The sequence below is a fragment of the Pyramidobacter piscolens W5455 genome (genome assembly GCF_000177335.1).
Taxonomy (GTDB): domain Bacteria; phylum Synergistota; class Synergistia; order Synergistales; family Dethiosulfovibrionaceae; genus Pyramidobacter; species Pyramidobacter piscolens.
Genome location: NZ_ADFP01000058.1, coordinates 1 through 3,536 on the forward strand (window position 1 = coordinate 1; position 3,536 = coordinate 3,536).

Here is a 3,536-nt window from a genome sequence, read left to right on the forward strand (position 1 = left end):
GAGACTTCGCCGCCACGGACAAGAACGCGGTCGAGGCGGCGGCATTGTTCCATCTCCGCTTCGAGGGCATCCATCCCTTCATCGACGGCAACGGGCGCACGGGGCGGCTGCTGCTGAACTTCATGCTCATGCAGGCGGGCTTTCCGCCCGTCAACGTGAAATACAGCGATCGCCGCCGCTATTACGCCGCCTTTGATTCCTACTACAGAGACGGCGATTCCGCGCCGATGACCGGTCTGGTTAAGGAGTGCCTCGAGGCCCGTTTGCTGGAGTATTTGAAGGTACTGGATTGACCGCGAAGGGAAAGAGCAGACGGCTTCTTGACGTGTAATTCATCTTGCACTACAATGTTTTCAGAGGTGATGAAGATGAACGCGGAGAATACAACCGTCGTCAACGTCCGCATGCCGCAGCAGATCAAGCACGACGCTCAGCAGATCCTTTCCGAGCTTGGCCTCAGTACGAGCGACGCCGTGCGGCTGTTCTTTCGCCAGATCGTCGATGAAGGCGGTCTTCCCTTCCAGCCGCGCCTCAGCGCCGAAACGCTTCAGGCCATGGCCGACGCGGAAGCCGGAAGACTCGAAGAAGTGACGCTCGACCAGCTGAAGGCCGAACTTGATGCGATCCATTAAACGAACCGTTTTCCAAAAAACAAAAAATCCATTCAGTTGAATATCGTAAATTTCCTGAACTAATTTGCCAGGGCAAGCCGCCTCTCGATCTGAGAAGCGGCTTTGTTGTTGTCCGTTGGCGGCCCTTGCCTACAGCATATTGCTGCGCTTCAGCTCATAGATCGTACGGATCGTTTTCTCCTCGACCATATCGCTGATGAGCTTGGCGGTCTTGCGGGTCTCTTCCTCGTCGCCGGAGCCCCCTTCGGTCGTCACGGAAATGTTGTTGTTCACGACGACGCCGCCCTTCGTTCCCTGTGCGATAACGCCGAGATCGCCGCCCGGAGTGCGCCGCAGCGGCATGATCGCTTCGGGGCCCGCTTCGCCCATAAGTCCCATTGCCGTTCCATGAGCAAAGCGGAACAGCGTCGGAGACGATACAATACCGCCATCCGCGAAGGGGATGATACCGTCGATGAATGCGCCGCCGCGAGCGAAAAGGCCGTCCCTGTCAAATCCGGGGATAGGCGCGGAAATGCCCGGCACTTTGGGGCTGAAGACTTTCAAAATGCTGTCGAACACGCCGCCGAAAAGCCCGCCCGTGCCGTTGCTGCCGAACAGTGCGAGATTGAGCGCCATCTTCTCGATCTGCTTACCGATGTGGGACAGCACGTCGCCGAATCTTTCTCCTTCGACGATCGCGTCCACAAAGCCGGACTGGAAATCGTGTATCCAGCCGACCGTCGACTGTCTCAGGATCTCCATCTGCTTATCGGCTTCGGCGCATTTGTCGGTGATTGTCTTCAGCGCGTCGCCGCCCTCGATCCCGGCGTCTTTCAGAGCCCGCACGTACCCGCTGACGGCTTGCCGTGCTCTGCTCCACGACATCGAACCTTCGTCGATCTGCCGTAGCAGCTCTTCTGCCTGAAACTCCGCCATTCCCTGAAGTCCGCTGTATTCCTTTTGTCTTCGCGATTGCAGGTTGCCGAACTTGTCGAAGTAAATATTTGCCTCTTCTCCGGGCAAAGTGGGCAACGGCCCCAGATTGCGAAGTTCTTTCTGCGTTTCCGCATAACGCGCGACGAGCTGCTTAAAATAGTCTTCCGCGCTGGTCAGGCCGACACTGTAACGCCAGTCCTCATGACTGACGGCAAGTTGCAGCTGGTTCTCCTCGAAGTCGGACAACTCCTTTATTCTGGCCTTGCCCTGCTTGGTAAAGTCGTCGATCGCATCCTGAACCATGATCCAACCGTCGGAGAGCAGAGGAAGCTTCGCCTGCATCTTGTCGAGGAGCGGCAAGAACGAAGCGGCGTCTTCCCCCAGGTATTTGACGCGGTTCCGGTAGCCGGCAAGCTGATCCTTGAGGATGTCCAGCGTACCTCTACGCCTCAGTTTTTTATTGTCTTCGTCCGGATCTTTGGGGATCGGATCGGAAAGCTTCCCAAGAGCGGCAAGGGGGGCCTGCGCCTTGTCCAGCAGCCGATAGTATTCACGCAGCTGGAAATCCAGTCCTTCGTTCTCTTTTTTCAGCTGCTCCGCGAGAGAAAGATTGCCGAAAATGCCGCTGTTCGCGTCAATCTCGATCTTGTTCTGCTCGATAACCGTCTTTATGTTCTTGATGCTCTCTCGCAGCAATCTCTCATAGTCCTGCGCCGCCGTGGCTGGCGACTGGTCGCTGCCATAGGCGATCAGTCCCGCGCCGATAGCCACGGCCATAGCGGCGGGATTGGTCATACCAAGCAGCAAGAGCATGCCTTTGGTCAGCTTGAAGGCGGCCAGGCCTTTCAGTGCCGAAACCACTTTGTCGATGTTCGTCGCGAGCGTGCGCGTCAGCTTGGTAAGCGCCTGAACAATGTCCTTCACGTCGCCGAAAGCGTCTGTGGCGCTTTTCCGGAAGTCCTTAATGAACACTTTGTAGTCGTCGCTTTTCACCCAATCCTGCCACGTGTCGCGCGTCTCGATCAGGGTATCCTTCAGCTTCTGAAACGGACCGTCCGCCGCAGCATAGCCCATCATGTCGGAAAAAAGCTCCGTCTTCATGCCGCCCAGCGTTTTCCACAGTACGCTATACGTGTCGCCGAAGATCGACATGGCGTTCGGATAACGCGCGTCGATCAGTTCGACGATGCCTTTACGGATCGATTCCAGGTCTTTCCCGACCTTGACGCGCACCTCTCCCGACTTGACGATCACCTGATCTCCCAGATTCTCTATCTGGATGCCGAAGGGGCGCAGCGAGCGGTTGTTTGCCATGATCAGGGCCGAAGCGGCGTGATCGATGCTGGTATGGGCGACGGCGGCCAGATTGCCCAGGCTTTTCGTCGCCCTCTCCACGTCATCGACCGTGCCGAGAGCCGCGGAGTTGAGCATGGTGAAGGCTTTGATCGCCTCGTCCGTATCGACGGGGTTTTGCGCCGCCCACTTCTTTATCCTCTCGAACGCCTCGTCTGCCTCCCCGGCGTCGTGAATGACGGCGCGCATCGTCATCCGGTAATCCTCGAGCGACTTCGAAGCGTCGATAAGCTGATCGACCATCGACTTTATCCCGCGGAAGCTCAAATACGCTCCCGCCACAGTCTTTAATATGTTCAGCGACTTGTTGATCCTGTCCAGCGCGCTCATGGCGCTGTTCGCACGAGACGCGATTTCGTCGAGGTTCCGCTTTACAACCCGCGTTCCCTGTTCAAAATCTACCGACTCGATCACAACCCGCAGTTTCGCAGTTGCCTCAGTCATGCCGTATTCCTCCTACCTCTTGAATGTGCTCCCACGCCTCCAGCATCGCGCCGTGGACTATGGCCATGTCGTCGTCGGTCGGGGCGTGGTTGACCCTCCGGATGAACTCCCGCCCTTGCAACGGGCCGGGGGAAGGAACCTGATCGTCAGGCTCCAGTACGACGATCCTGTCAGCCGGGGAACGCGCCT

At 57.6% G+C, this 3,536-nt stretch carries 4 protein-coding genes; 2 read left to right on the plus strand and 2 right to left on the minus strand.

Features of this window, described 5'->3' with window-relative positions; all coding sequences use genetic code 11:
• Together HMPREF7215_RS05270 and HMPREF7215_RS05275 are read left to right on the plus strand one after the other, a co-directional pair.
• Positions 1 to 293: Fic family protein (locus HMPREF7215_RS05270; RefSeq protein ID WP_009164659.1), on the plus strand; the 293-nt coding region annotated here is incomplete at its 5' end.
• 75 nt (positions 294 to 368) lie between these two features.
• The gene (locus HMPREF7215_RS05275; protein WP_120373135.1) at positions 369 to 632 is read left to right on the plus strand and encodes a type II toxin-antitoxin system RelB/DinJ family antitoxin; all 264 of its coding nucleotides are present in this window, start codon (positions 369 to 371) and stop codon (positions 630 to 632) included.
• A gap of 129 nt (positions 633 to 761) precedes the next feature.
• Here HMPREF7215_RS05275 and HMPREF7215_RS12365 read toward each other — a convergent pair whose 3' ends face one another.
• Complete coding sequence (locus tag HMPREF7215_RS12365) at positions 762 to 3,347, minus strand: phage tail tape measure protein (protein ID WP_009164661.1); 2,586 nt, start codon at positions 3,345 to 3,347, stop codon at positions 762 to 764.
• A partial coding sequence (locus tag HMPREF7215_RS13805; RefSeq protein ID WP_040550582.1) for a hypothetical protein occupies positions 3,340 to 3,536 on the minus strand: 197 nt, incomplete at its 5' end. The genes HMPREF7215_RS13805 and HMPREF7215_RS12365, both read right to left, overlap by 8 nt.